The organism is Hydrogenophaga sp. IBVHS2 (assembly GCF_002127215.1).
Taxonomy (GTDB): Bacteria; Pseudomonadota; Gammaproteobacteria; order Burkholderiales; family Burkholderiaceae_C; genus Hydrogenophaga.
The window spans coordinates 911453-934127 of the sequence record NZ_NFUT01000002.1; the positions used below are offsets into that span (position 1 = coordinate 911453).

At 69.5% G+C, this 22675-nt stretch carries 19 protein-coding genes and 1 tRNA gene; 14 read left to right on the forward strand and 6 right to left on the reverse strand.

Annotated elements, in window-relative coordinates; translation table 11 throughout:
* The first annotated feature begins 1 nt into the window (after position 1).
* The 6 genes from infB to CAP38_RS09050 are packed head-to-tail and all read left to right on the forward strand — an operon-like array spanning position 2 to position 8143.
* A complete protein-coding gene (infB, locus tag CAP38_RS09025) occupies positions 2 to 2854 on the forward strand; it encodes a translation initiation factor IF-2 (RefSeq protein ID WP_086120991.1) in 2853 nt (950 codons plus the stop codon).
* Positions 2855 to 2862: 8 nt separating this feature from the next.
* A complete protein-coding gene (gene rbfA / locus CAP38_RS09030; protein ID WP_086120992.1) occupies positions 2863 to 3237 on the forward strand; it encodes a 30S ribosome-binding factor RbfA in 375 nt (124 codons plus the stop codon).
* Positions 3238 to 3239: 2 nt separating this feature from the next.
* On the forward strand, positions 3240 to 4214 hold the full coding sequence (gene truB / locus CAP38_RS09035; protein ID WP_086121124.1) for a tRNA pseudouridine(55) synthase TruB: 975 nt from the start codon (positions 3240 to 3242) through the stop codon (positions 4212 to 4214).
* Complete coding sequence (gene typA / locus CAP38_RS09040; RefSeq protein ID WP_086120993.1) at positions 4211 to 6037, forward strand: translational GTPase TypA; 1827 nt, start codon at positions 4211 to 4213, stop codon at positions 6035 to 6037. Before truB ends, typA begins: the two co-directional genes overlap by 4 nt.
* Entirely contained in the window at positions 6034 to 7020 is a 987-nt protein-coding gene (locus CAP38_RS09045; RefSeq protein WP_086120994.1) for a DMT family transporter, read from the forward strand. The genes typA and CAP38_RS09045 overlap by 4 nt, the downstream gene beginning before the upstream one ends.
* Before the next feature lie 28 nt (positions 7021 to 7048).
* Positions 7049 to 8143 carry an enoyl-CoA hydratase/isomerase family protein gene (locus CAP38_RS09050; RefSeq protein WP_086120995.1) on the forward strand — a complete coding sequence of 365 codons (1095 nt, stop codon included), beginning with the start codon at positions 7049 to 7051 and terminating at the stop codon, positions 8141 to 8143.
* A gap of 16 nt (positions 8144 to 8159) precedes the next feature.
* Here CAP38_RS09050 and smpB read toward each other — a convergent pair whose 3' ends face one another.
* Entirely contained in the window at positions 8160 to 8666 is a 507-nt protein-coding gene (smpB, locus tag CAP38_RS09055) for an SsrA-binding protein SmpB (RefSeq protein ID WP_086120996.1), read from the reverse strand.
* A gap of 98 nt (positions 8667 to 8764) precedes the next feature.
* Between smpB and CAP38_RS09060 the strand changes: the two genes are divergently transcribed.
* Together CAP38_RS09060 and CAP38_RS09065 are read left to right on the forward strand one after the other, a co-directional pair.
* Positions 8765 to 9211, forward strand: a complete 447-nt coding sequence (locus CAP38_RS09060) for a type II toxin-antitoxin system RatA family toxin (RefSeq protein WP_086120997.1) — start codon at positions 8765 to 8767, stop codon at positions 9209 to 9211.
* A 5-nt stretch (positions 9212 to 9216) separates the two neighbouring features.
* Entirely contained in the window at positions 9217 to 9549 is a 333-nt protein-coding gene (locus tag CAP38_RS09065) for an RnfH family protein (protein ID WP_086120998.1), read from the forward strand.
* Positions 9550 to 9554: 5 nt separating this feature from the next.
* On the opposite strand, the gene CAP38_RS09070 is transcribed toward CAP38_RS09065, so the two are convergent.
* Positions 9555 to 10109 carry a DUF4124 domain-containing protein gene (locus CAP38_RS09070; protein ID WP_086120999.1) on the reverse strand — a complete coding sequence of 185 codons (555 nt, stop codon included), beginning with the start codon at positions 10107 to 10109 and terminating at the stop codon, positions 9555 to 9557.
* 70 nt (positions 10110 to 10179) lie between these two features.
* Between CAP38_RS09070 and guaB the strand changes: the two genes are divergently transcribed.
* Both guaB and guaA read left to right on the forward strand, forming a co-directional pair.
* Positions 10180 to 11649, forward strand: a complete 1470-nt coding sequence (guaB, locus tag CAP38_RS09075) for an IMP dehydrogenase (protein ID WP_086121000.1) — start codon at positions 10180 to 10182, stop codon at positions 11647 to 11649.
* 153 nt (positions 11650 to 11802) lie between these two features.
* Positions 11803 to 13419, forward strand: a complete 1617-nt coding sequence (gene guaA / locus CAP38_RS09080; RefSeq protein WP_086121001.1) for a glutamine-hydrolyzing GMP synthase — start codon at positions 11803 to 11805, stop codon at positions 13417 to 13419.
* A gap of 21 nt (positions 13420 to 13440) precedes the next feature.
* On the opposite strand, the gene CAP38_RS09085 is transcribed toward guaA, so the two are convergent.
* The gene (locus tag CAP38_RS09085; protein WP_086121002.1) at positions 13441 to 14340 is read right to left on the reverse strand and encodes a LysR family transcriptional regulator; all 900 of its coding nucleotides are present in this window, start codon (positions 14338 to 14340) and stop codon (positions 13441 to 13443) included.
* A 260-nt stretch (positions 14341 to 14600) separates the two neighbouring features.
* A tRNA-Ser gene (locus CAP38_RS15365) sits at positions 14601 to 14692 on the reverse strand.
* Positions 14693 to 14733: 41 nt separating this feature from the next.
* On the opposite strand from CAP38_RS15365, the gene CAP38_RS15370 reads away from it, so the two are divergent.
* The 4 genes from CAP38_RS15370 (at position 14734) to CAP38_RS09105 (ending at position 18417) form a co-directional block, all read left to right on the forward strand.
* The gene (locus CAP38_RS15370) at positions 14734 to 15246 is read left to right on the forward strand and encodes a class III extradiol ring-cleavage dioxygenase (RefSeq protein ID WP_179188507.1); all 513 of its coding nucleotides are present in this window, start codon (positions 14734 to 14736) and stop codon (positions 15244 to 15246) included.
* Positions 15247 to 15309: 63 nt separating this feature from the next.
* Positions 15310 to 16518 carry a 3-hydroxybenzoate 6-monooxygenase gene (locus tag CAP38_RS09095; RefSeq protein ID WP_086121004.1) on the forward strand — a complete coding sequence of 403 codons (1209 nt, stop codon included), beginning with the start codon at positions 15310 to 15312 and terminating at the stop codon, positions 16516 to 16518.
* 37 nt (positions 16519 to 16555) lie between these two features.
* Positions 16556 to 17254, forward strand: a complete 699-nt coding sequence (locus CAP38_RS09100) for a fumarylacetoacetate hydrolase family protein (protein ID WP_086121005.1) — start codon at positions 16556 to 16558, stop codon at positions 17252 to 17254.
* Between the two features lie 17 nt (positions 17255 to 17271).
* Positions 17272 to 18417 carry a cupin domain-containing protein gene (locus CAP38_RS09105; RefSeq protein WP_086121006.1) on the forward strand — a complete coding sequence of 382 codons (1146 nt, stop codon included), beginning with the start codon at positions 17272 to 17274 and terminating at the stop codon, positions 18415 to 18417.
* Here the strand turns inward: CAP38_RS09105 and CAP38_RS09110 are convergent.
* Positions 18406 to 20898 (reverse strand): YbcC family protein, encoded by a 2493-nt coding sequence (locus tag CAP38_RS09110; RefSeq protein WP_086121007.1) that lies wholly within the window; start codon positions 20896 to 20898, stop codon positions 18406 to 18408. The genes CAP38_RS09105 and CAP38_RS09110 overlap by 12 nt on opposite strands.
* A gap of 31 nt (positions 20899 to 20929) precedes the next feature.
* A complete protein-coding gene (locus CAP38_RS09115; protein WP_218776568.1) occupies positions 20930 to 22579 on the reverse strand; it encodes an NADH-quinone oxidoreductase subunit L in 1650 nt (549 codons plus the stop codon).
* Positions 22580 to 22675: the final 96 nt, after the last annotated feature.

Below are 22675 nucleotides of genomic sequence, written 5' to 3' on the forward strand. Positions count from 1 at the left end.
CATGACAAGTACCACCGTCGCCGAGCTGGCTGCCGAACTGAACAAACCGACCACCCTGCTGCTGGAGCAACTCTCCGCAGCCGGTGTGCCCAAATCCGCCGGATCGGACCCCGTGACCGAATCCGACAAGCAGATGCTGCTGAACCACCTCAAGGCCGCCCACGGCACGGCGGGCGGTGAGCGCAAGAAGATCACCCTGGTCAAGAAGTCGACCTCCGAGATCAAGCAGGCCGATGCCACCGGCCGCGCCCGCACCATCCAGGTAGAGGTCCGCAAGAAGCGCACCTTCATCAAGCGCGACGACGAGGTGGCCGTGCCGGAGGCACAGGCCGCTGCCGAGCCGCAGGCCCCGGCTGCACCGGTGATCGACCATGAGGAACTGGCCCGCCGCGAAGAGGAAGCCCGCCGTCAGGCCGAGCTGATCCGCCGCCAGGAAGAGGAACTCGCCGCCAAGCGCCAGCAGCGCGAGGCCGAAGAGGCCCGTGCCGCCGAGGCCGCCCGACTGGAAGCCGAGGCTGCCGCGGCCGCCGAGGCCGAACGGGCCCGCCAGGCGGCCGAGAAACCCGCCGCCGTGGCCGCCCCGGCCCCGGCCGCCGCGCCCGCGGTCGACCAGAAGGCGGTCGATGCCAAGGCCGAGGCCGTCCGGGCCGAAGCCGCCCGCGTGGCCGAAGCCAAGAAAGCCGAGGACCTGCGCGCCCAGGAGCTGATGGAACGTCGCCGCAAGGCCGAGGCCGAAGCGGCCAGCATCCGCGCCATGATGGCCACCCCGGCCAAGACCCTGGTGGCCAAGAAGCCCGAGCCGGCCCCCGATGCCAAGGCTGGCATCAAGGGCACGCTGCACAAGCCGGCCGGCACGCCTGTCAAGGCACCTGCCGGCGCTGCGGCCCCGGCCGCCGGCGTGGCGGGCAAGAAAGAGGTCAAGTCGGAGAACCTGTCCTCCACCTGGAAGGACGACGCGGCCAAGAAGAAGGAAATCAAGACCCGTGGCGACACCACGGCCGGCCGCTCCAACTGGCGCGGTGGTCCCAAGGGCCGCCGCAACGACCGCGATTCCCGCGACGGCGGCCAGAGCAACTTCCAGGCCCCGACCGAGTTCAAGGTCATCGAGGTGCATGTGCCCGAGACCATCACGGTCGCCGAGCTGGCCCACAAGATGAGCCTGAAGTCGTCCGAGGTCATCAAGCAGCTGATGAAGCTGGGCCAGATGGTCACCATCAACCAGCCGCTGGACCAGGACACCGCCATGATCGTGGTGGAGGAACTGGGCCACAAGGCGGTGGTGGCGGCACTGGACGATCCGGAAGCCTTCACCGACGAGGAATCGGCAATGCAGTCGGCCGAAGCCCTGCCGCGCGCCCCTGTGGTCACCGTGATGGGTCACGTCGACCACGGCAAGACCTCGCTGCTGGACTACATCCGTCGCACCAAGGTGGCGGCCGGCGAGGCCGGCGGCATCACGCAGCACATCGGCGCCTACCACGTGGACACCCCGCGCGGCACGGTCACCTTCCTCGACACCCCCGGCCACGAGGCGTTCACCGCCATGCGGGCCCGAGGTGCGCAGGCCACCGACATCGTCATCCTGGTGTGTGCCGCCGACGACGGCGTCATGCCGCAGACCAAGGAAGCCGTGAAGCACGCCAAGGCGGCCGGCGTTCCCATCGTGGTGGCCATGACCAAGGCCGACAAGCCCGAAGCCAACATCGACCGCGTCAAGTCGGAGCTGGTGGCCGAAGAGGTGGTGCCGGAAGAATTCGGCGGCGATTCGCCCTTCGTGGCCGTCTCGGCCAAGACCGGTCTGGGCATCGACGCACTGCTCGAGCAGGTGCTGCTGCAGGCCGAGGTGCTGGAGCTCAAGGCCCCGGTGGAAGCCATGGCCAAGGGTCTGGTGATCGAAGCCCGCCTCGACAAGGGCCGTGGTGCCGTGGCCACCGTGCTGGTGCAGTCCGGCACGCTCAAGGTCGGCGACGTGGTGCTGGCAGGCCAGACCTCCGGCCGCGTGCGCGCCATGCTGGACGAGAACGGCAAGCCGGCCAAGGAAGCCGGCCCGTCGATCCCGGTGGAGATCCAGGGTCTGTCGGAAGTGCCGCAGGCCGGCGACGAGTTCATGGTCATGGCCGACGAGCGCCGTGCCCGCGAGATCGCCACCTATCGCGCCGGCAAGTTCCGCAACACCAAGCTGGCCAAGCAGCAGGCTGCCAAGCTGGAGAACATGTTTGCCGACATGACCGCCGGCGAGGTCAAGACGCTGCCCATCATCCTCAAGGCCGATGTGCAGGGTTCGCAGGAAGCGCTGGCCGCGTCGCTGCTCAAGCTCTCGACCGACGAGGTCAAGGTGCAGCTGGTGTATGCCGGCGTGGGCGGCATCAGCGAATCGGACATCAACCTGGCCATTGCGGCCGGTGCCATCGTGATCGGCTTCAACGTGCGTGCCGATGCCGGCGCCCGCAAGCTGGCCGAGGGCAACGAGATCGATCTGCGCTACTACAACATCATTTACGACGCGGTGGACGAGCTCAAGGCCGCCATGTCGGGCATGCTGGCGCCGGAGAAGCGGGAAGAGGTCATCGGCACCGCCGAGATCCGCACCGTGTTCGTGGCCTCCAAGATCGGTACCGTGGCAGGCTGCATGGTCACCAACGGCATGGTCACGCGGTCTGCGCACTTCCGCCTGCTGCGCGACAACGTGGTGGTCTACACCGGCGAGCTCGAGTCCCTCAAGCGCCTCAAGGACGATGTCCGCGAGGTCAAGGAAGGCTTCGAGTGCGGTATCAAGCTGCGCAACTACAACGACATCAAAGAGGGCGACCAGCTCGAGTTCTTTGAGGTCAAGGAAGTGGCGCGCACGCTGTAAGGTCACCCATGCCCCGCAAAGCGTCCTCCGTGCCCAACCGCGGCTTCCGCGTGGCCGACCAGATCCAGCGCGATCTGGCCGAGCTGATCGCGCGCGAGCTCAAGGATCCTCGCGTGGGCATGGTCACCATCAACGCGGTCGAGGTCACGCCCGACTACGCCCACGCCAAGGTGTTCTTCAGCCTGCTCACCGGCGAGCCGGAGGAAACCCTGGCCGGGCTCAATGCCGCGGCGGGCTTCCTGCGCAACGGCCTGTTCAAGCGCCTGCACATCCACACCGTGCCCACGCTGCACTTCGTGTTCGACCGCACCACCGAGCGCGCGGCCGACATGAACGCCTTGATCTCCAAGGCCGTTGCATCGCGTTCCAAGAACGAGGAATGACCATGCAGCGCCACAGCACACGGGTGCAGCGGCGCCCTGTGCATGGGGTGCTGTTGCTCGACAAACCGCTGGGACTCTCCAGCAACCAGGCCTTGCAGAAGGCCAAGTGGCTGCTGCGCGCCGAAAAGGCGGGCCACACCGGCACGCTCGATCCGCTGGCCACCGGTGTGCTGCCGCTGTGCTTCGGTGCGGCCACCAAGTTCAGCCAGCTGCACCTGGACGCCGACAAGACCTACGAGACCGTGGTCCGTCTGGGCATCACCACCACCACGGCGGATGCCGAGGGTGAGGTGGTCGACATCCGGCCGGTGACCTGCACGCCCGGTCAGGTGGTGGAGGTGCTGGACCGGTTCATGGGTGCGATCGAGCAGGTCCCGCCCATGCACAGCGCCCTCAAGAAGGACGGCAGGCCGCTGTACGAATACGCCCGCGACGGGCAGACGGTGGAACGTGCGCCCCGCCAGGTCGTGATCCACGACATCGAACTGCTCGACCTGCAGCTCGCCGGCGATGCGCCGAGCCTGCGCCTGCGGGTGTGCTGCAGCAAGGGCACCTACATCCGAACCCTGGGCGAGGACATCGGTGCTGCCCTGGGCTGCGGCGGGCATCTGAGCCTGCTGCGGCGCGTGGCCACCGGGCCGTTTCATGCGGCCCAGTGCACCACCCTGGCCGAACTCGAGAGCCTGTCCGAGACCGAGCGGTCGGCACGGCTGCAGCCGGTGCAGCGCCTGCTGCCGGGTCATGCCCGCGTCACCCTGGGCCACGAGGATGCAGGCCGGTTCCTCAGCGGTGTGCGCCGCCGGGGCGACTGGCCCGACCTGGCCCAGGTGGCCGTCTATGGCCCGCCGGCCGCCGATGGCAGCGAGGTGCTGCTGGGCAGCGCCCATGTGCGCGGGGGAGAACTCATACCGGGGCGCTTGCTGAGCCCCATCGAAATCCAGCAGATCCAGGAAACCTCACCGGAACCCACACCATGAGCAAGCAAATTCGCAACATCGCCATCATCGCCCACGTCGACCACGGCAAGACCACCATGGTCGACCAGCTGCTGCGGCAGTCCGGCACCTTCGCCGAGCACGAGAAGGTGGTCGACACCGTGATGGACAACAACGCCATCGAACGCGAACGCGGCATCACCATCCTGGCCAAGAACTGCGCCGTGAGCTGGCAAGGCACGCACATCAACATCGTCGACACCCCCGGCCACGCGGACTTCGGGGGCGAGGTCGAGCGCGCCCTGTCCATGGTGGACGGCGTGGTGCTGCTGATCGATGCCCAAGAGGGCCCGATGCCCCAGACCCGCTTCGTGACCAAGAAGGCGCTGGCCCTGGGCCTCAAGCCCATCGTGGTGGTCAACAAGGTCGACAAGCCCGGTGCCAACCCCACCAAGGTGATCAACGAAGCCTTCGACCTGTTCGCCAACCTCGGCGCCAGCGACGAGCAGCTCGAGTTCCCGGTGGTCTATGCCTCGGGCATCAATGGCTGGACCTCGCTGGAAGAGGGCGCTCCCGGCGAGCAGTGGGGCCCGGACATGTCGGCCCTGTTCGACACCGTGCTCAAGCACGTGCCGGCCCAGAAGGGTGACCCGGACGCGCCGCTGCAGCTGCAGATCTCCGCCCTCGATTTCTCCACCTTCGTCGGCCGCATCGGCGTGGGCCGCATCAGCCAGGGCACCATCAAGCCCGGCATGGACGTGCTGGTGATGGAAGGCCCGGACGGCAAGTCGGTCAAGGGCCGCATCAACCAGGTGCTCACCTTCCAGGGTCTGGACCGGGTGCAGGCCCCCGAAGCCGGCCCGGGTGACATCGTGCTGATCAACGGCATCGCCGACATCGGCATCGGCGTGACCGTGACCGACCCGGCCAACCCGGCGCCGCTGCCCATGCTCAAGGTCGACGAGCCCACCCTGACCATGAACTTCTGCGTCAACACCAGCCCGCTGGCCGGTCGTGAAGGCAAGTACGTGACCAGCCGCCAGATCTGGGACCGCCTGCAGAAGGAACTGCAGTCCAACGTGGCCCTGCGTGTGAAGGAAACCGACGAGGACGGCATCTTCGAGGTCTCCGGCCGGGGCGAACTGCACCTGACCATCCTGCTGGAGAACATGCGGCGCGAAGGCTACGAGCTGGCCGTGTCCAAGCCGCGCGTGGTGTTCCGCGAGATCAACGGCGAGAAGTGCGAGCCCATCGAGCTGGTCACGGCCGACATCGAGGAGCAGCACCAGGGCGGCGTGATGCAGGCCCTGGGCGAGCGCAAGGGCGAGCTGGTCAACATGATCCCGGACGGCAAGGGGCGCGTGCGGCTGGAATACCGCATTCCGGCCCGCGGCCTGATCGGCTTCACCAACGAGTTCCTGAACCTCACCCGTGGTTCGGGCCTGATCAGCAACATCTTCGACAGCTACGAGCCGCACAAGGGCGAGATCGCCAGCCGCAAGAACGGCGTGCTCATCAGCATGGACGACGGCGAGATCTTCACCTACGCCCTGGGCAAGCTGGACGACCGCGGCCGCATGTTCGTGCGCCCGAACGACCCGGTGTACGAGGGCATGATCGTCGGCATCCACAGCCGCGACAACGATCTGGTGGTCAACGCCACCCGCACCAAGCAGCTGACCAACTTCCGCGTCTCGGGCAAGGAAGACGCCATCAAGATCACCCCGCCGATCGAGCTCACCCTGGAGTACGGCGTGGAGTTCATCGAGGACGACGAGCTGGTCGAGATCACGCCCAAGAGCGTGCGTCTGCGCAAGCGCTTCCTCAAGGAGCATGAGCGCAAGCGCGCCAGCCGCGAGGCATGAAGCTCAGCCACACCCGGGCCGTCTTTCTGATGGTGGTGGTGACCCTGCTGTGGTCCACCGCCGGGGTGGTGTCGCGCCAGCTGGAATCGGCGGCGCGTTTCGAGGTGACGTTCTGGCGCAGCGCCTTCACGGCGCTGTCGCTGCTGGTGCTGTTGCCGCTGTGGCGCCGCGCCACGCCCGCACCGGCAGACGCCACCGAGCGGTCTCCGCTGGGCCGCTGGCTGCACCGCCACTGGGGCCTGCTGCCGGAGTCGCCCGCGTTCTGGATCAGCGGCGTGTGCTGGAGCGTGATGTTCACCGCCTTCATGCTGGCGCTGACCTTCACCACCGTGGCCAACGTGCTCGTCATCATGGCGCTGGGTCCGCTGTTCACCGCGCTGCTCGCGCGGCTGGTCATCCGCCAGCCACTGCCCTGGCGCACCTGGGGGGCCATCGTGGCGGCCGGCGCCGGCATCGTCTACATGTACGGCACCCAGTTCCTGGCGGCCTTCGACGATGCGTCCATCGACACCGCCTCGCTGGTCATCGGCTCGCTCGCGTCGCTGTGCGTGCCGGTGGCCGGAGCGATCAACTGGACCGTGGTCCAGCGCAGCCGCAGCCAGGGGGCGTCCATCGACCTGGTGCCCTCGGTCCTGCTGGGCGCAGTGATATCGAGCCTGTTCACGCTGCCGCTGGCGGTGCCTTTCCAGGCCACGGCATCGGACATGGCCTGGCTGGGACTGCTGGGTCTGACCCAGCTGGCCATCCCGTGCGTCCTGTCGGTGGTATGCGCCCGGGTGCTGAAGGCACCGGAGGTGTCGCTGCTGGCGCTGCTGGAGGTCATCTTCGGCATCCTGCTGGCCTGGGTGGGTGCCGGCGAGGCACCGGGCCAGCCGGTGCTGCTGGGGGGTACATTGGTGATCGGCGCCCTGGTTCTCAACGAGCTGCTGGGCTGGCGGGCGCGCGTTGCCATGCCCCGCATCCAGTCGCTGGACGGGCACTGACCCGGCCGGCCTATTTCACGGAGTCTGCATGTCGAATACCGAACAATGGGTGGTCGCTGAAATCCAGGGCCGGGTGGGGTGCCTCACGCTGAACCGGCCGAGGGCCCTGAACGCGCTCTCGCTGTCGATGGTGAGAGATCTGACGGCCGCCTTGCTGGCCTGGCGCGACGACCCGGCCGTGCTGGCCGTGGCCATCCGGGGCACCGGGAAGGAAGGGCCGTTCGGCAGTTTCTGCGCCGGTGGCGACATCCGCTTCTTCCACCAGGCCGCGCTGGCCGGCAACCCCGAACTGGAAGACTTCTTCACCGAGGAATACGCGCTCAACCACCTGATCCACACCTACCCCAAGCCCTACATCGCCTTCATGGACGGCATCTGCATGGGCGGCGGCATGGGCATCAGCCAGGGGGCCAGCCTGCGGGTGGTGACCGAGCGCAGCAAGCTCGCCATGCCCGAGACCCACATCGGCCTGTTTCCGGACGTGGGCGGCGGCTATTTCCTGAGCCGCTGCGCCGGGCGTCTGGGTGAATACCTGGCGCTCACCGGGCGGATCCTGGCGGGCCCGGAGTCCATCGCGGCCGGTCTGGCCGACGGCTTCATCGAGTCCGGCCGCCTGGCCGGTTTGTGGGCCAGCCTGGCCACGACCCCGTTCGAGAACGGGGACGCCGTGGAGCGCTGGGTGGCCAGCCACCTGAACGCTCAGGTACCGGCGCCCACCTGGCCGGTGGCCGAGGTGGAACGGATCTTCGGCATGGGGGATGCCACCGCCATGGTGCTGGCCCTGGAAGCCACCGACAGCGACTGGGCCCGCAGCACGGCCGAGGTGCTGCGCCACCGTTCGCCGCTGATGCTGCATGTGGTGCTGGAGCAGATCCGCCGTGCCCGCGGCATGGGCCTGGCCGACGACCTGCGCATGGAGCGCGACATGGTGCGCCGCTGCTTCCATCTGCGCCCGGGCGCGGCGAGCGAGACCGTGGAGGGCATCCGGGCCCTGGCCGTCGACAAGGACCATGCGCCGAAATGGCATCCGGCCCGGGTGGAGGAGGTGGCTGCAGCCGATGTGGCGGCCTTCTTCGCCTCGCCCTGGCCGGCGTCGGCGCATCCGCTGCGCCACCTGGGCTGACCCGACCGGGGCGGGTTCAGCGGTTGCGGGACTTCATGGCCCGCTCGACCTCGCGCTTGCCTTCGCGTTCCTTGATGGTGTCGCGCTTGTCGTGCTCGGCCTTGCCCTTGGCCAGCGCCACCTCGCACTTCACCTTGCCGGCCTTCCAGTGCAGGTTCAGGGGCACCAGAGTGTGGCCCTTCTGCTCCACCTTGCCGACGAGCCGGCGGATCTGGTCCTTGTGCAGCAGCAGCTTCTTGGTGCGTGCCGAGTCGGCCGACACATGGGTGCTGGCGGTGCGCAGCGGGTTGATCAGGCAGCCGATGAGGAACAGCTCGCCCTCGCGGATCAGCACGTAGCCATCGGTGAGCTGCACCTTGCCTTCGCGCAGGGCCTTGACCTCCCATCCCTGCAGCACCATGCCCGCCTCGAACCGCTCTTCGATGTGGTAGTTGAAGATCGCCTTCTTGTTGTCGGCGATGCGGCTGTCGGCCGGCTGGCGGGCCGCGCCTCTGGAGGCGGTCTTGGGGGAAGCTTGGGACATGGGGATTCAGATGGGGGCGGAGTGCCGCCGGGGCAAGCCCCTAAAATTGCGGGTTCTGCCCCAGGACCACAAGGTTGTGGTCACTGGGTGCCGATTGTATGAAAACCATCCACAAGTCCGTTCTGCTCTGGCACAGCGCGCAGGAAATGTTCGCCCTGGTGACCGATGTGCAGCACTATCCCCAGTTCCTGCCCTGGTGCGCCAGCGGCGAGGTGGTGGAGCAGTCGGCAGACGGCATGGTGGCACGGGTGGGCATGTCCATCAGCGGCATCCGCCAGAGCTTCACCACCCGCAACCAGCATGTGAGCGACCGCGAAGTACACATGCAGCTGGTCGACGGACCCTTTTCGCACCTGGATGGCCGCTGGACCTTCACCCCGCTGGGGGACGGCAGCCAGCGCGCCTGCAAGGTGGAGTTCACCCTGACCTACGGATTCTCCAGCCAGGCGCTCTCGTCGGTGGTCGGCCCGGTGTTCGACCGCATCGCGGGCAATCTGGTCGACGCTTTCGTCAAGCGGGCCGACCAGGTCTACGGGGCGGCCTGAGGCGCATGGCCTTGCGCATCACGCTCCTGCACGCACCCGCGCCCCGCGTGGTGACCGAAACCCTGGTGGAACTGGCTGAAGGCGCCACCGTGGGGGACGCGCTGAAGGCCGCTCACCTGCTCGATGCAGCCGGCGCCTTGCCGGCAGGACGGTTCGTGGGGGTCTGGGGCCGCAAGGCCCGGCTGGATCAGCCCTTGGCCGATGGCGATCGGGTGGAGCTCGTGCGGGATCTGCGTGTGGACCCCAAGGTGGCCCGGCGAGAGCGGTTTGCCGGGCAGGGCGCCCGGGGCGCCGGGCTTTTCTCCCGCCGCCGGCCGGGCGCGAAATCAGGCTACTGAGCGGGTCACTGGGCCGGCTTGGGCGCCGGACCGCACTCGGTGCGGATGGCATCGGCCACCCGGCGTTCCTCCACCGCGCGCGCCGCGTCGTCCATGATCGACCGCTCGCCGCTGGGGCTGGTGGTGGCGATGCGCACACCGGAATCCAGGGTGGCCTTGGCGCTGCGGGCCCGCTCGCAGTTCTCGGCCCGCTGGCGTGCCGTGCGCTCTTCTTCGGCCTTCTTCTTGGCGGCTTCGGCGGCCTCGGCCTCGCGTTTGCGGGCTTCCAGGCGCGGATCGACCGCCTCCTTGGGGGCCCCGGCCTGCACGCCCGATGCCGGCGCCGCACCCGGAACGCCGGCCGCCGGCTGGGCGGCAACGGGTGCGACCAGGGGGGCCGCCCGGGTGGCGGCTGGGCGGGTGAGGATGTTCTTGTCGGGGGTGCCCGGGGGCGGGGCCGTGTCGCTGAACACCTTGCGGCCGGTGCTGTCGATCCACTGCCATTGGGCATGGGCAACAACCGTGAGGCAGGCGAGCGGCAGGGCCACGAGCAGGCGGGTCAGGGCAGCGGGTGTGTTCATCCAGCAAAGTGTAGCGCCGCCGGGCCGATCCGGAGGGGGCGAGTACAATCCGGTTTTTGGAGATTGACCCATGCGCCTCCTCGGCAAAGCGCTCACGTTCGACGACGTTCTGCTGGTCCCAGCCTACTCCCAGGTCCTGCCCAAGGACACCTCGCTGGCGACACGTTTCTCCCGCAACATCACCCTCAACCTGCCGCTGGTGTCCGCCGCCATGGACACCGTCACCGAGGCGCGTCTGGCCATTGCCATTGCCCAAGAGGGCGGCATCGGCATCGTGCACAAGAACCTCACTGCCCAGGAGCAGGCGGCCCAGGTGGCCAAGGTCAAGCGCTACGAATCCGGCGTGCTGCGCGATCCGGTGGTCATCTCGCCCCGCACCACCATCCGCGAGGTGATGAAGCTGTCCGACGAACTGGGGGTTTCGGGGTTCCCGGTGGTCGACGGCGGCAAGGTGGTCGGCATCGTCACCGGCCGAGACCTGCGCTTCGAGACCCGTTACGACCTGCCGGTGCGCGAGATCATGACCCCGCGCGAGCGCCTGATCACCGTGCCCGAGGGCACCACCCCGGCCGAAGCCAAGGCGCTGCTCAACAAGCACAAGCTTGAGCGCCTGCTGGTGGTCAACGAGTCCTTCGAGCTCAAGGGCCTGATCACCGTCAAGGACATCACCAAGCAGCTCAACTTCCCCAACGCGGCCCGTGATGCCGCCGGCCGTCTGCGCGTGGGCGCGGCGGTGGGCGTGGGCGAGGGCACCGAAGAACGCGTCGAGGCGCTGGTCAAGGCCGGTGTGGATGCCATCGTGGTCGACACCGCCCACGGTCACAGCAAGGGCGTCATCGACCGCGTGCGCTGGGTCAAGCAGAACTACCCCCAGATCGACGTGGTGGGCGGCAACATCGCCACCGGCGCGGCGGCCCTGGCCCTGGTGGAAGCCGGCGCGGACGCGGTCAAGGTCGGCATCGGCCCGGGCTCGATCTGCACCACCCGCATCGTGGCCGGCGTGGGCGTGCCCCAGATCATGGCCATCGACAACGTGGCCACGGCGCTCAAGGGCACGGGCGTGCCGCTGATCGCCGACGGCGGCATCCGCTACAGCGGTGACATCGCCAAGGCCATCGCGGCCGGCGCCGGCACCGTCATGATGGGCGGCATGTTCGCCGGCACCGAAGAGGCGCCGGGCGAGATCGTGCTGTTCCAGGGCCGCAGCTACAAGAGCTACCGGGGCATGGGTTCCATCGGCGCCATGCAGCAGGGCAGTGCCGACCGCTACTTCCAGGAAAGCAGCACCGGCAACCCCAATGCCGACAAGCTGGTGCCCGAAGGCATCGAAGGCCGGGTGCCGTACAAGGGGTCTGTGGTGTCGATCATCTTCCAGATGGCCGGCGGCCTGCGCGCCTCCATGGGTTACTGCGGTTGCGCCACCATCGAGGAAATGCGCAGCAAGGCCGAATTCGTGGAGATCACCTCGGCCGGCATCCGCGAGAGCCATGTGCACGACGTGCAGATCACCAAGGAAGCCCCCAACTACCGGGCTGATTGACCCCCCCGCGCCGCCTGCGGCGTCACCCCCCAGGGGGCGGCACCAGCGGCCCGGCGGAGCCGGTTCCGCGGTGCCCCTTGACGGGGTGGCCTCTCGCTCAACGGGTCGTCCTTCGTGGCGGCCTTTGTTTTTTTCTGAAGTCCAGCTACCGCCATGCAGCACCAGAAGATCCTCATCCTCGATTTCGGCTCCCAGGTCACGCAGCTCATCGCCCGGCGCGTGCGCGAGGCGCATGTGTACTGCGAGGTGCATCCCTGCGACGTGAGCAGCGACTGGGTACGGGCGTACGCGGCCGACGGGCAGCTCAAGGGCATCATCCTGTCCGGCAGCCACGCCAGCGTGTACGAGGTGGACGACCGCGCCCCCGACGCCGTGTTCGAGCTGGGCATTCCGGTGCTGGGCATCTGCTACGGCATGCAGACCATGGCGCAGCAGCTCGGCGGCAAGGTGGAAGGCTCCAGCACCCGCGAGTTCGGCTACGCCGAGGTGCGGGCGCGCGGCCACACCGAACTGCTGAAGGACATTGCCGACTTCACCACGCCCGAGGGCCACGGCATGCTCAAGGTGTGGATGAGCCATGGCGACAAGGTGACCGAGCTGCCGCCGGGCTTCAAGCTCATGGCCAGCACCGACAGCTGCCCGATCGCCGGCATGGCCGACGAGGCCCGACGCTTCTACGCGGTGCAGTTCCACCCCGAGGTCACGCACACGGTGCAGGGCCGGGCGCTGCTGGAGCGCTTCGTGCTGGGCATCTGCGGCACCCGCCCGGACTGGGTGATGCGCGACCACATCGAGGAAGCGGTGCAGAAGATCCGCGAGCAGGTGGGCGACGAAGAGGTCATCCTCGGTCTGTCCGGCGGTGTCGATTCGTCCGTGGCGGCTGCGCTCATCCACCGCGCCATCGGCAACCAGCTGACCTGCGTGTTCGTCGACCATGGCCTGCTGCGCCTGAACGAGGGCGACATGGTCATGGACATGTTCGCCGGCCAGCTGCATGCCAAGGTCATCCGGGTGGATGCCAGCGAACTGTTCCTGCGCGAACTCGCCGGCGTGAGCGAACCCGAGCAGAAACGCAAGATCATCGGCCGCCTGTTCGTCGACGTGTTCAAGGCCGAGGCCGAGAAGCTCAAGGCGGGCAGTGGGGGCCACAAGGGCGCGACCTTCCTGGCCCAGGGCACCATCTACCCGGACGTGATCGAGTCCGGCGGCGCCAAGAGCAAGAAGGCGGTGACCATCAAGAGCCACCACAACGTGGGCGGTCTGCCCGAGCAGCTGGGCCTGAAGTTGCTGGAGCCGCTGCGCGACCTGTTCAAGGACGAGGTGCGCGAGCTCGGCGTGGCGCTCGGCCTGCCGCCCGACATGGTCTACCGCCACCCCTTCCCCGGTCCGGGCCTGGGTGTGCGCATCCTGGGTGAGGTGAAGAAGGAGTACGCCGACCTGCTGCGCCGGGCCGACGCCATCTTCATCGAGGAACTGCGCCACCACATCGACCCCGCCACCGGCAAGAGCTGGTACGACCTGACCAGCCAGGCCTTCACCGTGTTCCTGCCGGTCAAGAGCGTGGGCGTGATGGGCGACGGTCGCACCTACGACTATGTGGTGGCCCTGCGCGCGGTGCAGACCAGCGACTTCATGACCGCCGACTGGGCCGAGCTGCCGTATGCGCTGCTCAAGAAAGTCAGCAGCCGCATCATCAACGAGGTGCGCGGCATCAACCGCGTGACCTACGACGTGAGCTCCAAGCCGCCAGCCACCATCGAGTGGGAGTGAGCCGGAAGACGGGTGCGCTGTTCAGTCCGTCCAGCGCCGCGTCCGGAGGGCGTCGGCCAGGAAGTCCACCAGTGCCCGCACCTTGGGCGTGAGGTGCCGGCGCGAGGGATAGAGCGCATGCACGCCCAGCTCGCCCGCCGGCCAGTCGGGCAGCAGCTCCACCAGCGCCCCTGAGGCCAGGTGCGGTCCCACCAGGAAGGTGGGCTGCAGCACGATGCCCATGTGGCCCAGCGCGGCTGCGCAGCAGGTGTCGCCGCTGTTGGCGCGCATGCGCGGGTCGACCTTCACCGATACCGGCCCCGCCGGCCCGCTGAACTCCCACACATCGCCGGTGGCGAGCAGCGAGTAACCGATGAGCGCATGGCGGGCGAGTTCGGACGGATCGGCCGGCCGACCATGTCGCTCCAGGTAGACCGGGGATGCACACAGCACCAGTCGGGTCGAGGTGAGTGGCCGGCTGATCAGGCTGGACGGCTCCAGCCGCGCCACCCGCACCGCCAGGTCGAAGCCTTCCTCCACCAGGTCCACCAGCCGGTCCGACAGGGTGATGTCCAGCTCTACCCGCGGATGCAGGGCCATGAAGGCCGGCCACAACGGGGCTAGGTGCAGCTGGCCGAAGCTCACCGGCGCATTGACCCGCAGACGCCCGATGGCCTGACCGGCCTGTACGTTCATCTCGGCTTCGGCCTCCGCCAGGTCGCCCAGCAGGCGGCGGCACCGCTCCAGGAACCGCTCGCCCTCGGGGGTGAGCGAGAGACGCCGGGTGGTGCGGTGCAGCAGTCGGGTGCCCAGCCGCGCTTCGAGGTCGCCGAGCAGGCGGGAGACGGCGGTGCGGGACAGACCGAGTGTCTGCGCCGCACCGGTGAAGCTGCCCTGGTCCACCACGGTCACGAACACCTGCATTTCGGAAAAGCGGTCCATGCGCCGATTGTTGCATCTGGCGGGACAGTCAGTCCTGCCGAGGACTGTTTATCTTCTCTGCTCTGACTTTTACAGTCATGTGCTGTGTCTCAGGAGACCACCATGACCACCACCCACCGCCTGCCCAGCCTGTTCGTTTCACACGGCGCCCCCAGCTTCGCGCTCGATCCGGGCATCGCCGGACCACGGCTGGCGGCGCTCGGGCGTGCACTGCCCCGGCCTGCTGCTGTGCTGGTGGTGTCGCCCCATTGGATGACGGCCGCGCCGGTGGTGGGCACGGTGGGTCAGCCCGAGACCATCCACGACTTCGGCGGTTTCGCGCCGGCGCTCTACCAGCTGAGCTATCCGGCGCCCGGACATCCTGCCCTGGCCGAACAGGCCCGCCGGGCACTGGTGGCCGCGGGCTGGCCCGCCAGCGTCGATGCCCGGCGCGGCCTGGACCACGGCGCCTGGGTGCCGTTGATGCACCTGTTTCCCGGGGCCGACATCCCGGTCTTTCAGGTGTCGCTGCCGGCCCGCCTGGACGCCGATCGCGCCTGGGCATTCGGACAGGCGCTGGCCCCATTGGCCGGTCAGGGCGTGCTGATCGTGGGGTCGGGCAGCCTCACCCACAACCTGTACGAGTTCCGGGGCGGGCACGGTGATGACGAGGCCTATGTGCAGGCGTTCGCCGACTGGGTGCGTGGCGCGGTGGAGCAGGCCGATGGCGACCGGCTGCGCTGTGCGCTGCGCGATGCCCCTCAGGCGCAGCGGGCCCACCCCACCGCCGAGCATTTCTGGCCGCTGCTGGTGGCCGCCGGTGCATCGGATACCGGTCAGGGCCCCGCTGCGGGCTGGACGCTGGAGGGCGGCATTGCGCACGGCGTCTTGTCCATGGACTCGTACGTGTTCGGGCCGGCGGGTTGACCCCATCATTGCACTTTAGATCAGTACACTGAATAATTGGGGGATTCGAACACGGAGACTCCCATGGGTGCAGAGGCGACAAACAGGCCGGTGATCGTCTGCGGCGGCGGCATCGGCGGGCTGGCGGCGGCGCTGGCCCTGGTGCGGCGCGGACTGCCGGTGGTGGTGCTGGAGCAGTCGCCCGAGATCGGCGAGATCGGGGCCGGCATGCAGCTCGGGCCGAACGCCTTCCACGCCTGCGACGCCCTGGGCATCGGCGACAAGGCGCGCAGCCGTGCGGTCTACACCGACTGCATGGTCATGCACGACGCGGTCGACGAGAGCCTGGTCGGCCGCATCGACACCGGCGAGGCCTTCCGCCAGCGTTTCGGCAACCCTTATGCCGTGATCCACCGGGCCGACATCCACCTTGCGCTGCTCGAGGGCGCCCGCGAGACCGGACGGGTGGCCTTCCACACCCGGACCCGCATCGAGCGCGTGGAGCAGGACGAGGCGGCCGGCACCGTGACCGCCATCGACCAGAACGGACAGCGCTGGACCGGTTGCGCCCTGATCGCGGCCGACGGCGTGAAGTCGGTGGTGCGCGCGCAGTATGTGAACGATCCGCACCGGGTCACCGGGCATGTGGTCTACCGGGCGGTGGTCGACAAGGCCGAATTCCCGCCGGAACTGCAGTGGAACGCCGCGAGCCTGTGGGCCGGGCCGAAGTGCCATCTGGTGCATTACCCGCTGCGGGGGGGTGAGCAGTACAACATCGTGGTCACCTTCCACAGCCGCCAGCAGGAAGAGTGGGGCGTGACCGAGGGCAGCAAGGCCGAGGTGGAGAGCTATTTCCAGGGCATCTCACCCAAGGCACGGCAGCTGATCGAGCTGCCGAAGAGCTGGAAGCGCTGGGCCACCGCCGACCGTGAACCCATCGGCAACTGGGTGTTCGGCCGGGTCACCCTGCTCGGCGATGCCGCCCACCCCACCACGCAGTACATGGCGCAGGGCGCCTGCATGGCGCTGGAAGACGCCGTCACCCTGGGCGAAGCCCTGCGCACCACCAACGACGACTGGGACGCCGCCCTGCAGCTGTACCAGCGCAACCGCATCACCCGCACCGCCCGCATCGTGCTCTCCGGCCGGGAGATGGGCCGCCTCTACCACGCCGCCGGCGTGGAGCGTCTGGTGCGCAACGCCTTGTGGCGGGGCCGTTCGCAGGAGCGCTTCTACGACGCCGTGGACTGGCTCTACAGCTGGAACGTCGACAACTGTCTGCAGCAAGGCTGAATCCGCACCCTCATTGATCCTTCCTCCGAAAGCCTCCATGACCGCCTACCTCTTCACCCCTCCCGCCACCCCGTCGCTGGCCATCGAAGGCCGCAGCGAGCGCTACCCGGTCGGCCGCATCTTCTGCGTCGGCCGCAATTACCACGCCCATGCGGTCGAAATGGGCCGCCCGGTGGACAAGGCCGCCGAGCGCCCGTTCTACTTCACCAAGACCCCGACGGCCCTGGTCGAGTCGGGCGCCACCATCGCCTATCCACCGCAGACCGGCAACTACCACTACGAGATGGAACTGGTGCTGGCCATCGGCAAGGCCGGATTCGAGGTGCCCGCCGACCAGGCCCACGAGCTGGTGTTCGGTTACGCCTGTGGCCTGGACATGACCCGCCGCGACCTGCAGCTGGTGGCCCGCGACAAGGGCCGCCCCTGGGACCTGGGCAAGGATTTCGAGCAGTCGGCGGTGGCCTCCAGCATCGTGCCCATGCCCGGTGTGGTGCTGGAGCGCGGCGCCATCGAGCTCTCGGTCAACGGGCAGACCAAGCAGCGGTCCGATCTGGACAAGCTGATCTGGAACATCCGCGAGATCCTGGCCGACCTCTCGCTGTTCTACCACCTGCAACCCGGTGACCTGATCTACACCGGCACGCCCGAGGGCGTGGGCGCGGTGGTGGCGGGGGACCGCATCGAGGGCCGGGTGGAGGGTGTCGGTACGATCGGGCTGAACATCGCCGCCGCCTGAACCGCCGGAGCCCCACCATGACCCAAGAGAACGCCTTGTCGCCGGTGCGCCTGAAGATGCAGGCCGGCCCCGGCCAGCCCGATCCCTCGCCCGAGCTGGAGCGGCTCTACCGGGGCTTCGAGCAGGAACTGCTGGTGCCGCTGTGGACCGAGATCGGCGACCTGATGCCGCCGCACCCGCGGAGCAAGGCCACGGCCCACCTGTGGCGCTGGGAGCGGCTGGTCGATCTGGCCAGCCAGGCCGGCCGGCTGGTGCCGGTGGGCCGGGGCGGGGAGCGCCGCGCCATCGCGCTGGCCAACCCGTCGCTCGGGGGCAAGCCCTACGCCACACCCACGCTGTGGGCCGCCATCCAGTACCTCATGCCGGGCGAGAACGCGCCGGAGCACCGCCATTCGCAGCACGCGTTCCGCTTCGTGGTCGAGGGCGAGGGGGTCTGGACGGTGGTGGGGGGCGATGCGGTGCGCATGTCGCGCGGCGACTTCCTGCCCCAGGCCGGCATGAACTGGCATGCCCACCACAACGCCGCCACCGAGCCCATGGCCTGGATCGACGGGCTGGACATTCCGTTCTCGTACTACACCGAGTCCCAGTTCTTCGAATTCGGTCGCCATCAGCTCTCTGCGGCCGAGCTCACCACGCCCGAGCGTTCGGTGTCGGAGCGGCTGTGGGGCCACCCGGGTCTGCGACCCGCATCGCGGCCGGAGCCGACACCGGCCACGCCACTGCTGGCCTACCGCTGGGTCGACACCGACCGGGCGCTGTCCGACCAGCTGGCACTGGAACGCGAGGGCCATGCCGCCACGCTCAGCCCAGGCCATGCGGCCGTGCGCTTCACCAACCCCACCAATGGCCGCGATGTGCTGCCCACCATCCGCACCGAGATGCACCGGCTGCGGGCCGGTGCGCGCAGCCGCACCTGGCGCGAGGTCGGCTCGTCGGTGTTCCAGGTGTTCGAGGGACGCGGCACGGTGCAGGTGGGCGAGCGGCGCTGGAGCGTCTCGCGCGGGGACATGTTCGTCATGCCTTCGTGGGTGCCGCTGTGCCTCCAGGCCGATGCGGACACCGACCTGGACCTGTTCCGTTTCGGTGACGCACCGATCTTCGAAGCCATCCACGCCCACCGCACGCAGGTGGACGACGCGCCCGGCACTTCAGGCGCCTGACGCCACCGCGGCCCAGCCGCCACCGGCCAGCCGGCGCTCGAAGCCGTCGCCCTCGAAGCGCCACAGGTGCAGCCAGCCGTTGTCCACCAGCTGGCGCACGATGGCGTGCTTCTGGACGATGCGGTCGATGGATTCGGCCGCCGCATCGATCACCACGGTCAGGCGCAGCGGGTCGTGGACCCAGCGGTGCCCGTCGTGCAGCGACTGCAGCGACAGGCCGACGCGCAGATCGCCGCCATTGCCCTCAAACACACCGATGTCGCCACCCACCACGTTGTGCAGCAGCTTGTTGCCGCTGCCCAGATGCTGCGGGTCGCAGGTGGAGGCGTGGTACTGCCAGTTGATCCAGTGGGTCACCAGCATGGGCGCGGTGATCAGCAGCTCCAGCACGCTGCCGTCGGGGTCCTTGGCGGCATCGTAGTCGTGCAGGAAGCTGCGGCCGTCCAGCACCGCATGCCGGCTGCGCTGGCGCGGCGCGATCAGGAAGGCGGCATTGCCGGCCAGGCCCCACTCGGGGCGGGTTTCCGCACCGTCGCTGGCCCGACGCCGGAACTGCGCCAGCAGGTCCTGGGCGGCCAGACGCGGATTCAGTCCGAGCCGGACGGCCCGCTCGCGCCGGACCTGGTCGCCGGCCTGCGACAGGACCGGCTGCAGCTGTTCCCAGGCGCTGCGGGCGCCGGCCGGCAGCGCGTCGATGTCGAACACCTCGATCTCGTCGGTGGTCGTGTTGTGCAGGGCCGGCACGAAAGCGGTCCCCACCGGTATGGAGATGCCCTCGCGGTCCAGGCCCTGGCGCACGGCCGGCTCGTTGAGCACCCGGGCCAGCACGCGGGCATTGACCTCGCCGGTCTGACCGCAGCAGGCACCGCAGTCCAGTGCCGCCGCGTGGGCGTTGTTCTCGCTCTGGCTGCCGTGGCCCACCAGCAGCACCAGCGGTGCAAAGCCGTTCACCAGACCCATGGCCTGCAGCACCTTGCGGGCCAGACCGATGCGGCCGTCCAGGTCCACCCCGGCCAGGGCGGGCCGGCAGACCGGGCGGTAGCGGGCAGGCAGGCCGTGCAGGTCGTCGCGGGCCCGCTCGCTGGCGCCCGGGCGCAGCCAGTTCACCAGCCGGCCCAGGTAGCCCGCACCGGCCACTTCCACGAAGGAGAAGGCCGCAGCCGGCCAGCGTGTGCTGGACTGCCAGGCGTCGACCATGGCCAGCCGGCGCTGGCGCGCAGAGGCCGCAGCCTGGTCCTGATCGCCGTCGATCCGGTCGGTCACCTCCATGCCGGGCGGCAACAGGCCCGGCAGCTGTGGGCGGCGGGCCTCGGTGCCCAGCGGGGTGTAGGCCGCCGGCACGCCGAAGAAGCCGGCAAACCCCATGGTCTGCACCGCCGGCCAGGTGGCCTCGATCGCCCGGCGCAGCGGCTCGGAGCGCACGTCGATGCAGAACGCGGCCTGTACCGCCACCTCGGGCAGCACCGCGGCGGGTGCCGGGCCCGGCACGGTCAGGCGCTGCACCAGCTGGCGCTGGTAGGCCACCTCCAGGGCGCGCTGCCACACCAGGTCGGGGCGCAGTGCCTCGCGGGCCTGCTGCAGCCGGCGCGGGGCACGGCTCCAGTCGCCCTGCAGCGCGGCAAACGCGCGCCGGTGCTCGGCCGGATCGCGCTCGTCGATGAGGATGGCGCCCCAGGCCAGACGGATGGCCAGCAGATCGCGCAGGCTGCCGTCGCTGCCGCCGGCCAGGCGGGCTTCCCAGCCCAGATAGGCACACCACGATGCCCAGCCATTGACGGTCAGCAGCACCGATTCCAGGTAATCGGCCCACACCGCGGTGGGCAGGCCCAGGCGCTGCAGCACCCAGCGCTCGGCATCGGCCCGGGTGGCCGGCAGGCCATCGAGCCGACGGCCCAGATCGGGCAGGCCCATGAGCACGCCGATGCCGTGGTCGTGCACCAGCGTGTCGCGCCAGAAGGTGTAGAGGTCGTGCGGCCGGTCCGGGTGCCAGTCCGCCTGCTGGCGGTCGAAGAAGGCGGCGCAGGTCTGGCTCACCTGGTGGGTGATGGCCTGGCGCCAGCTCAGCCGGGTGTGCCGACGCGGGTCGTCGTCCAGCACGTCGATCAGCAGCGGCAGGTGCGGCGGCAGCGTGTCGGTGTCCAGGGCGTCCAGGCAGTCGGCCGTCGAAAGCGTGCCGGCCTCCGGGCCGAGTTCGTCGATGGCCGACTGCAGGTCGGCCTCGGTCACGCGGCCTTCCTGCCAGGCCAGGCGCAGCTGCCGGCGCGGCGGGAAGACGCGGATGCCCCCCAGCACCGCCATGCGGGCGGCGACTTCCAGCACCGGACGGTCCACCCGGCCCCAGTGCGGGTTGACCGCGATCGAGCGGTCGAGCGGCCAGGCCGGGGCGATGGCGGCGCAGGCCTGCTCGCAGGCCCGATCGATGAGGGCGGGGTCGATCGTCGGGGGGGTGCGGGGCGCGGAGAGGGTGTCCAGAACGTCCATGGGGCGGCTCCGTGAGAGGGGTATTCGGGGATCAGTGGACCGAAGGGTCGTTGCCCAGGCCGGCCGGCAGCAGCGGGCCGGCGCGCGGGGGCGCCCAGTCGGTGGGCCACAGGCGCAGGGTCAGCCGGGTGTAGAACTCGTCGACGTAGAAACCGGCGTAGCTCCAGCGGCGCCAGCCTTCCAGCCAGCGGGCCCGCCACTGCAGGCCGGCCAGGGCCAGGTACATCAGGGCCATGCCGACCAGGGCCAGCAGACCCAGCAGGTGGTCCGGCCGCTCGGTGGTGCCCAGCGGCAGGGCATGGGCGGCATAGGCCAGTACCGACAGGCCGGCAATCGCCAGGGCACCGGCGGCCAGGCGCCAGCCATCGGAGCCGGCGGCTGCGGACGACTCGGTGCGCGGCAGCCACAGCAGCGGTGCCCAGGCCAGCGCCAGCACACCGCTCCACCACCAAGGCCAGCCGGACGGGATGGCGCCGGGCCCGACCACCAGCGTTGCCACCTGGGCCGCCAGGGCCAGTGTGGCGGCCAGCACGGCGGCAGAGATCAGCGGGGCCGCCAGCAGGCTGCCCGCCCGCACACGGGCGGCAGGGGCCCGCAGGCGCTGCAGCCGCACGTCGCGCACCACGCCGGAGGCCGACAGGAAGGCATGCGCCTTGTACAGCGAGTGACCCAGCAGGTGCAGGGCTGCCAGGGTGTACAGGCCCAGACCGCATTCCATGACCATGAACCCCATCTGCGCCACGGTGGACCAGGCCAGGCGCACCTTCACGCTGATGCGGGTGAGCATGACCAGGCCGGCCAGCAGGGCGGTGGTCAGGCCCACGGCCACCAGCAGCCAGCGCGCCAGCGGCGTGGCATCGAGCAGCGGCGAGAAGCGGATCAGCACGAAGCCGCCCAGGTTGACCACACCGGCATGCAGCAGGGCCGACACCGGGGTGGGTGCCTCCATCACCTGGATCAGCCAGCCGTGCACCGGCAGCAGGGCGGTGCGCAGCACCACGGCCAGCGCCAGGCACACGGCGCTGGCCTGCAGGGCCGGACCGGCGCCGTGCTGGGCCAGATGGGCCCACAGGGCCGGCAGGCTGCCGCTGCCCACCGAGGTCCAGGCCAGGGCGGCGGCCAGCAGCAGCAGGCCGTCGGCCAGGCGGTCGGCCAGGCGCTTCTTGTGGGCCGCCAACAGGGCGAACGGCCGCTCGGGGTAGAACACCAGCAGCTGCTGCAGCGCCACGCCCACCAGCGCCCAGGCCGCGATCAGCACCCACCAGTGGTCGGCCAGCAGCAGGGTATGGACCGAGGCCAGCACCCCGGCCAGGGCGCTGATGTAGCGGCCCTGCCGGCGCTCGCCCTGCAGGTAGCGGGCCGAGAAAGCGGCGATCACCGTGCCGAGCCACTGCACCAGCAGGGCCATCCAGGCGGCCCAGGGGGTGCTCGCCAGCCAGGGCGACAGGGCCTGGGTGTGGTCGGGTCGCGCCAGACCGGTCACATGCAGCACCACCGGGACCGCGCTGAACGCCACGGCCAGCAGGCCCAGCCGGCGCAGCGCGGTCCAGCCAGTGTGGGGCGCCACCGGATCGCCGGTGCGCTGGCGCAGCGGCAGCAGCATGGCCAGCAGCATGAGCACGGCCGGCGCCAGGGTGATGGCGGGCATCAGGTGGTTGAGCAGGGCATCGGGTGGGGTCATGTCGGGTCCTGTGGCAACGGCGCTGGGCGTGTTTCGCAATGCCCGGGATGGTGCCGACCGCGTTCCATTCTGTAAAATACATTGTTCAGAATCTAC

Bases quoted from the DNA above. Each gene is read 5' to 3' on its own strand.
- infB (WP_086120991.1), top strand. From the start codon at position 2: ATGACAAGTACCACCGTCGCCGAGCTGGCTGCCGAACTGAACAAACCG.
- rbfA (WP_086120992.1), top strand. From the start codon at position 2,863: ATGCCCCGCAAAGCGTCCTCCGTGCCCAACCGCGGCTTCCGCGTGGCC.
- truB (WP_086121124.1), top strand. From the start codon at position 3,240: ATGCAGCGCCACAGCACACGGGTGCAGCGGCGCCCTGTGCATGGGGTG.
- typA (WP_086120993.1), top strand. From the start codon at position 4,211: ATGAGCAAGCAAATTCGCAACATCGCCATCATCGCCCACGTCGACCAC.
- CAP38_RS09045 (WP_086120994.1), top strand. From the start codon at position 6,034: ATGAAGCTCAGCCACACCCGGGCCGTCTTTCTGATGGTGGTGGTGACC.
- CAP38_RS09050 (WP_086120995.1), top strand. From the start codon at position 7,049: ATGTCGAATACCGAACAATGGGTGGTCGCTGAAATCCAGGGCCGGGTG.
- smpB (WP_086120996.1), bottom strand. From the start codon at position 8,666: ATGTCCCAAGCTTCCCCCAAGACCGCCTCCAGAGGCGCGGCCCGCCAG.
- CAP38_RS09060 (WP_086120997.1), top strand. From the start codon at position 8,765: ATGAAAACCATCCACAAGTCCGTTCTGCTCTGGCACAGCGCGCAGGAA.
- CAP38_RS09065 (WP_086120998.1), top strand. From the start codon at position 9,217: ATGGCCTTGCGCATCACGCTCCTGCACGCACCCGCGCCCCGCGTGGTG.
- CAP38_RS09070 (WP_086120999.1), bottom strand. From the start codon at position 10,109: ATGAACACACCCGCTGCCCTGACCCGCCTGCTCGTGGCCCTGCCGCTC.
- guaB (WP_086121000.1), top strand. From the start codon at position 10,180: ATGCGCCTCCTCGGCAAAGCGCTCACGTTCGACGACGTTCTGCTGGTC.
- guaA (WP_086121001.1), top strand. From the start codon at position 11,803: ATGCAGCACCAGAAGATCCTCATCCTCGATTTCGGCTCCCAGGTCACG.
- CAP38_RS09085 (WP_086121002.1), bottom strand. From the start codon at position 14,340: ATGGACCGCTTTTCCGAAATGCAGGTGTTCGTGACCGTGGTGGACCAG.
- CAP38_RS09095 (WP_086121004.1), top strand. From the start codon at position 15,310: ATGGGTGCAGAGGCGACAAACAGGCCGGTGATCGTCTGCGGCGGCGGC.
- CAP38_RS09100 (WP_086121005.1), top strand. From the start codon at position 16,556: ATGACCGCCTACCTCTTCACCCCTCCCGCCACCCCGTCGCTGGCCATC.
- CAP38_RS09105 (WP_086121006.1), top strand. From the start codon at position 17,272: ATGACCCAAGAGAACGCCTTGTCGCCGGTGCGCCTGAAGATGCAGGCC.
- CAP38_RS09110 (WP_086121007.1), bottom strand. From the start codon at position 20,898: ATGGACGTTCTGGACACCCTCTCCGCGCCCCGCACCCCCCCGACGATC.
- CAP38_RS09115 (WP_218776568.1), bottom strand. From the start codon at position 22,579: ATGACCCCACCCGATGCCCTGCTCAACCACCTGATGCCCGCCATCACC.